This window comes from Brasilonema octagenarum UFV-OR1, assembly GCF_963888615.1.
Taxonomy (GTDB): Bacteria; Cyanobacteriota; Cyanobacteriia; order Cyanobacteriales; family Nostocaceae; genus Brasilonema; species Brasilonema sennae.
The window spans coordinates 1-6,808 of record NZ_CAWPKW010000172.1; the positions used below are offsets into that span (position 1 = coordinate 1).

The window sequence follows — 6,808 nt, forward strand, 5'->3', positions numbered from 1 at the left end:
GGGCACGGCTTGAGGCCGAACGGAGACGCTACGCGAACGACGCCGCTCAGCTTCCCCTCAGTCGAGCCGCTGAGCGCTCATCTTGGCGTTGCCCCAACACCCTTGCACCCCTTCTTGTTGACGCATTTACAGCAGTTAATTTGTTGGGTGGGCACTGTCTTATCGATGACAATGGCAAATTTCAGGTAAGCAGTGTCTACCCGAAATTAGATTTGCCAATTGCGCTCATCACATAGAGAGCAAGTGGCAAAAGATTGTATTAATTTTAAGTATTTTAGTTGAATTTGGTTGTTCTAGTTGTAAAGAATTTTATCTGGTTGCTGCACAGTTACTAGTAGGTGCTGGCTGCTCACGTTGTGGACCAGTTTTGGTGGGATCATAACCCACCAGCACTACCTGACCTTTTTCGTTATATATCCAACCTCGGGCTGGTATTATCTGTTTGACAGGTGGTTTTTGAGATGGCCGCTTTTGTGTTGCAGTTGTTGAACTCACGGTACTTGTCACAGGCTTAATTAAATCAACCCGCACATTATTACTACTGAGGATTTTATTTGGATCAGTTGGAAGTCCGCCACGTCCGGTGATAGTGAAACTGCTACCAAAACCTTTTACACAGGGATTTTGAGCAACCCGCTGTGCGGGGTCGATGACAGTTTCTGATAATTCAAACAACCCACGAGTGGGGTCAATATCTGGGGTGATAATGTTGATAGTTCCATTTAAGGATGGGTTTTGTTGCGAAAATGCGGTTATGTCACTTTCAGGCGTTGATTGGGAGCGAGGCTGGATTCCAAACACACCTTGAGTTATGATTGTGATGTTTCCACCGCTACCGCTGAAAGCATTGGCAGTGATATCACTATTTTCACTAGGGAAGGCGACGATTAATGGAGAGTTAATTGTGATGTTGCCGCCATTTCCACCAGCACCAATAGTACCTGCACTGGTGGAGATATTACTGTTGCGACGTAAGAGTAACAAGTCTCGGACTCCTAGAATGATGTTTCCACCGTTACCTGATTGAGTGGTAGCTGTGATACTTCCTTGATTGTCTAAGTTGATAGAGTTTGCGTTGATTTCTAAGTTACCTGCGGGCTTTGTGTTGTCACTCCTCACGGTTACCGTACCACCATCCCTGACAATCAACTTTGGAGTTTCAATGCTCACGCTTCCGCCACTACCTGTGCTTGTTGAGGTCGCTGCGGCACTAATTTGACTCTCGGATGTGTCGTTATAAAACCTACCGTTTGGATTAAGTAATTTACCAGAGACTTCTACAGATTCCTTGGCACGAATTACCAATGTACCTGCATTGCCGTCACCTTCAGTACTTGTTGATACTCTCGCTCCATCTCTGACTCGCAAGCGGTCAGTTTCAATCGTCACACTTCCTCCAAAGCCTTTGGGTGGAGTTCTCGTTTGATCTTCGTCTACTTGAACACCTGCAAATATACCTCCGGGGAAGAAGTTCGCATTAGCTGTTTCATAGACATCGATATCTGAGGCGCGAATCAATAAATTGCCAGCATCACCTTTACCAAAGGTAGCAACTTGCACTTTAGCGCCATCACTGACACTTAAACGGTTGGTTTCAATAGTCAGATTACCGCCTTTACCCTCACCTTGTAAGTTGATCTGAGAAAACAAGCCAGCAGGATTCCTAATTGGCTCATTAGGATTATTTGAGTTGATTGAAAAGACTTTTCCGCTCAGTTCTACTGAGTCGGAAGCACGAACAGTAAGATTGCCACCTTCTCCTTTGCCAGAATTCACAGCACCTACTTGGGCGTTTCTAACAACCAACTTTTTCGTCTCGATGGTTAAGTCTCCACCCTTTCCTATGCCTCCTGTTTGTACACTAGCATCCAGAAAACTGGTTTCTCCAGGTTGTCCTGTGCCTAAAACTTCTACTAAATCATTGGCTTTAATGAATAAGTTGCCAGCTTTTCCATTGTCTTGACCATACGTACTCGTTGACACTACAGATCCATTTTTGTTGCTAAAGCTTCCTGTATCGATAGTTATGTCTCCACCGTTTCCTCGTCCGCCATTGCTGGCAGTCAGTAGAGCGCCATCAGTTAAAGAAACTGACCCCGTGGATCCCGTTGAAATTTGAATCTTGCTGCCATCGCCTATTGACCCAGGCTCTACATCCGTAAAAATACCAGTGATGCCAGTATTTGTACCTCTAAAAGAAACAGAGTCCGTAGCTTTTATAGATACAATACCAGGATCTCCCTCAGCATTGGAATATAAGCCAGCTTGCAGTTGAGATCTCTCGGTTAAGGAAACTGTCCTGCCTTCGATTTGAATATTGCCAACTTTGCCTTTGGCTGGTTGTCTCTGACTATTTCCGATATTGCTTAAGATCAAGCTTCTGTTCGCAAGGGAGACAGTATCTTTTGCTTCTACCCTGATATTGCCAGCATTACCCTGCCCAGCATTGCTAGCTTGCACAAAGCCATCACTTAAAGAAACCGACTCTGCTTTAATATTGATGTTGCCGCTATTGCCCGTTCCTCCAAATGGCACAAAGTTGTAAATGCTACTTCCAGAGAGTTTCACTGACCCTGTAGCATCGATGTCAACATTTCCCGCCTGACTACCAACTAACCCGAAGCCTTGTCTTATTCCCGCATACAAGCCACTTCCTCCGGAAATATCTAAATTTCGGGCGTTGACTGCTATACTACCCCCTCCACCAGCACGTACATCCAGAAAAGCTTCATTAGTAAGCGATACATCCGCTCTTTGCACTCCCACAGGAAAACTCAAGCTTCCATCACCATTGAGTCCCACCGTCCCGGCTGCAGATAAGCCTCCTAACTCAACTCGTCCTCCGAGTGCACGCAGAAAAGAACCATCTAAGTTGACATTACCACCTACCAATGCTAAAGAATTTCCAGGGTTTACCTGAAGAATAGGATATTCAGTTGTCGTGGATTTTGTGGTGATATTTTGGGGATTATCCCGAAATCCCAAGCCAATCGGAACATTTATAGTTAACAGTGGCGGTGCTTGCGGATTGGTTGCACTAAACTCAAGCCCATTGTCGAATAGGAAACTATTCGCCGTAGTCCCCAAAAATGAACCACCAATATTCAAACTGGCATTTGGTCCAAAAATAATCCCTGCTGGATTGAGTAAAAATAAGTTAGCTGGGTTAAGTGTCCTTATCAAACCGTCAATATTAGAAACAGAACCACCTGTCACCCGACTGATAATGTTTTGTATATTTGCTGCATTGTTGAAGGTTGCCGAACCACCATTAGGAACAGAAAATTCTTTGAAGCTGTGAAAAAGGTTTGTTCCTCTTGTTGTTCCGTCATTGATGTTGAAATTTTTGCCATCAGGAGTGACGATAACTGTGGTGGATGCAGTTCCATCAGAAGTCACTTGTTGGGCTGTGACGGTGTTTATAGAAGTCAAACCCCCAATGGCGCATAGGGGTGAAGTGATAAAAAAGAGCCAATACGCTTTAAGGATGCTACGCAATGCTCCAAAGGAGTCAACCCAAGAGGGCGAACGCCAATTATGTTTCATAAATTTTAAATAGTTGTTTCTCTTCTCAAAAGGATTCTAATGGAGAAGGTGTTTCTTAAGAAATCAAAGTTAACTATTTAACACAATTAGCAGGCTTGAGGAGGACAACAAGGGGAGGAGAGGATAAGGGTGAAAATGTCAAGCATAAGGACTGGTGGTAGCTTCAAAAATTTGTTGTGCAGTTAAGTTTAACTCTGAAAATGTTAGAGACTGAATGCGCTCATCACCCCGAAACTGATTAACCTGGTACTCACCTTCAACTAGGTTGTAAATAGAGATGGTTGGTTGTTTGGGATTACCGATAAACTTCCTCGCGCCGAGAGCAAGATAGTCTATAATCCAGTATTCAGGAATGCCAATTTGTTCATAATCAGCCAATTTTTTATAGTAATCATCTCTTCGAGAAGCCGCATTCGCGTCTACACGCCAGTTTGTACTAACAACTTCGACAACTAAAGGAATTGATGCGGCTTGAATAACGGTTGATTCCTTTTTCCACAGAGGTTCATTTACCAAATTAGAACGGTTTAGTATCAGCACATCTGGTGAATAAGCTGATTCATTTTCAGGTGGTTTGACTAGCACGGTTTTGGGGATGCCATAGGCTAGATTGAGGCGACTATATTCCAAAGTGAGTTTCTCAACTAAGAATAGGATAATTTCCTCATGTTCTCCTAGTGGTTGCGGCATTTTAACAATAACTCCATCATGCAGTTCATAACGCCCATCCTCTGGTTTCCACTTTGCAAATTCTTCAAATGTTACTAGTTTGCGTAAGGGTTGAGTCATTTTTCTCTCCCGTTCGTTCTCTTGTCAGGATACTCATTAGAGGATTTTGTTGCCAATCTCGATTAGCAAGCTTTGTGCGATCGCCTAGATTATATCTTGCACCATTCTCGATAACCTCAAGGTGGGCACTGCCGAAAACGTAAGAATAGGAGTTTGGTGCAAACGGTAAGCAGTGCCCACCCTACAGAAATTACTGGACGGACGAGATTGCTCGAAGATGTCAAAAAAATATCATTTCACACTCGCAACTTCTCGATTCAAAACTTGATTTAACTTCCCGCTACGATAACCTTCCAAATCTAATGTCACGTAAAGAAAACCAAACTCTTGAAATGCAGAAACAATTGATTGCAAATCAGTTTTTAAAACAAACTCTTTGATTTGTTGTGGCGGTAATTCAATTCGTGCTGTCTCTCCCTCAGAACGGACTCGCAAATTCTGATAACCCAACTTGCGTAAATAAATTTCTGCCCTACCGACTCGTTGTAATTTAGCGACGGTAATCTCTTCGCCGTAGGGAAAGCGTGAACTCAGACATGGTTGCGCAGGTTTCTCCCACCAAGGTAAACCGAGTTCTTGGGAAATTTGGCGGACTTGCGCTTTGGTGATACCGATTTCTGCTAAGGGCGATCGCGCACCTCTTTCTTTTGCTGCCTGAATTCCTGGGCGATAATCATGTAAGTCATCGGCGTTGACTCCATCCACCACATACGGATAACCCAACTCAATCGCTAAGGGTTTGAGGGTGTCGTGCAGTTCACTTTTGCAAAAGTAACAGCGGTTCACAGGGTTGGAAGTGTAATTGGGATTTTCCATCTCATGTGTTTGAATAATTTGATGACGAATCCCAATCGTCGCTGCTTGCAAGGAGGCGTCTTCCAACTCTTCGCTTAACAGTGAGGGAGACATAGCTGTGACAGCCAAAGCGCGATCGCCTAAAACATCATAAGCCACCTTGGCAACCAAAGTGCTATCCACTCCGCCAGAGTAAGCTATCAAAGCCTGCTCCATTTCTACAAACAATGCTTTTAATTTTTCAAGTTTTTCTGTTAGCATCATCTCCAATCTTGTCCAAATGATATCGCCCTCCATCAATTCCATTTTAGGTGGGCGATAAAGGAATAAGGGAAAAAGATACAGCAGTTACCAGTTACCAGTTACCAGTTACCAGTTACCAGCGATCAGTTATCAGTTGTCACTGTTCACTGTTAAGCGTTCCGTATTCCCTGTTAAGCGTTCCCTGTTAAGCGTTCCCTATTTCCTGCTATACAAGTTATGAATTTTAGATGTCAAAACTATGAATGCACAATTCGCTCAATTAATTGTTAACGGTATTGCTTTGGGTAGCATTATTGCTTTAGCATCTGTTGGACTTACTCTCACTTACGGGATTTTACGGTTATCTAACTTTGCTCACGGTGACTTTTTAACGTTGGGAGCTTATTTGACGCTGCTTGTTAATAGCTTTGGTGTTAATATTTGGCTGTCTATGGTAATAGCTGCAATTGGCACAGTAGCAGCAATGCTGTTGTCGGAAAAGTTGCTATGGTCTCATATGCGCTCTATCCGTGCCAGTTCCACCACTCTTATTATTATCTCTATCGGGCTTGCCTTATTTCTTCGTAATGGCATAATCCTTATCTGGGGCGGTAGTAACAAAACTTACGATTTGCCCGTGGTTCCGGCTATGGATATTCTGGGTGTAAGAGTACCCCAAAATCAATTGTTGGTTTTGTTCCTAGCTGTTGCAGCAATTGTTGCATTACATTACATTTTACAAAACACCAAAATTGGCAAGGGAATGCGAGCAGTTGCCGACGATTTAGATTTAGCTCGGGTTTCTGGTATTAATGTAGACAAAATTATTTTATGGACTTGGGTAATTGCTGGTACTCTGACATCCTTGGGTGGAAGTATGTACGGCTTGATTGGAGCCGTGCGACCAAATATGGGATGGTACTTGATTTTACCTTTATTTGCCTCAGTTATTTTAGGAGGAATTGGCAACCCTTACGGTGCGATCGCAGGAGCTTTTATCATTGGTATTGCCCAAGAAACGAGTACTGTATTGCTGGGTGCTCAGTATAAACAAGGCGTAGCACTGTTGCTCATGATTTTAGTGTTGCTTGTTCGTCCCAAAGGTTTGTTCAAAGGTACGATTTGAGAAATTAAGTAGCGATCATGAACGCAACCCGCGTGTTACCTCACCCTGGCTTTGGCTTACGCCAAAACCTCCCCTCTCCTTTATAAGGAGAGGGGTGCCCGTCATAGGGCGGGGTGAGGTTAAATCAAGACCGAATCAAAGCACTTAAACATTCTACATATCTTAATTGGTGTACGGAATTTCTGACGACTACTTAATACCCATCAATCCAACCCGCGTGTTACCTCACCCCGGCTTTGGCTTACGCCAAAACCTCCCCTCTCCTTTATAAGGAGAGGGGTGCCCGATAGCGTAGCGTGCCGTTAGGCA

Annotated in this window: 5 protein-coding genes; 2 read left to right on the forward strand and 3 right to left on the reverse strand. The window is 43.7% G+C overall.

What is annotated here, in order from left to right:
• Positions 1-236: hypothetical protein (locus AC5590_RS12180; RefSeq protein WP_211178768.1), on the forward strand; the 236-nt coding region annotated here is incomplete at its 5' end.
• Between the two features lie 73 nt (positions 237-309).
• Here the strand turns inward: AC5590_RS12180 and AC5590_RS12185 are convergent.
• The 3 genes from AC5590_RS12185 to larE form a co-directional block, all read right to left on the reverse strand.
• Entirely contained in the window at positions 310-3,546 is a 3,237-nt protein-coding gene (locus AC5590_RS12185; protein ID WP_169268713.1) for a two-partner secretion domain-containing protein, read from the reverse strand.
• Between the two features lie 138 nt (positions 3,547-3,684).
• Positions 3,685-4,335 (reverse strand): Uma2 family endonuclease, encoded by a 651-nt coding sequence (locus AC5590_RS12190; RefSeq protein WP_169268714.1) that lies wholly within the window; start codon positions 4,333-4,335, stop codon positions 3,685-3,687.
• A gap of 231 nt (positions 4,336-4,566) precedes the next feature.
• On the reverse strand, positions 4,567-5,394 hold the full coding sequence (gene larE / locus AC5590_RS12195) for an ATP-dependent sacrificial sulfur transferase LarE (protein WP_169268716.1): 828 nt from the start codon (positions 5,392-5,394) through the stop codon (positions 4,567-4,569).
• A gap of 238 nt (positions 5,395-5,632) precedes the next feature.
• Here larE and AC5590_RS12200 point away from each other — a divergent pair, with 238 nt between their 5' ends.
• The gene (locus AC5590_RS12200; protein WP_169268715.1) at positions 5,633-6,499 is read left to right on the forward strand and encodes a branched-chain amino acid ABC transporter permease; all 867 of its coding nucleotides are present in this window, start codon (positions 5,633-5,635) and stop codon (positions 6,497-6,499) included.
• Positions 6,500-6,808 lie beyond the last annotated feature (309 nt).

What these genes read in the sequence shown, in the direction of transcription:
- larE (WP_169268716.1), bottom strand. Translation starts at nt 5,394, where the DNA reads ATGATGCTAACAGAAAAACTTGAAAAATTAAAAGCATTGTTTGTAGAA.
- AC5590_RS12200 (WP_169268715.1), top strand. Translation starts at nt 5,633, where the DNA reads ATGAATGCACAATTCGCTCAATTAATTGTTAACGGTATTGCTTTGGGT.
- AC5590_RS12185 (WP_169268713.1), bottom strand. Translation starts at nt 3,546, where the DNA reads ATGAAACATAATTGGCGTTCGCCCTCTTGGGTTGACTCCTTTGGAGCA.
- AC5590_RS12190 (WP_169268714.1), bottom strand. Translation starts at nt 4,335, where the DNA reads ATGACTCAACCCTTACGCAAACTAGTAACATTTGAAGAATTTGCAAAG.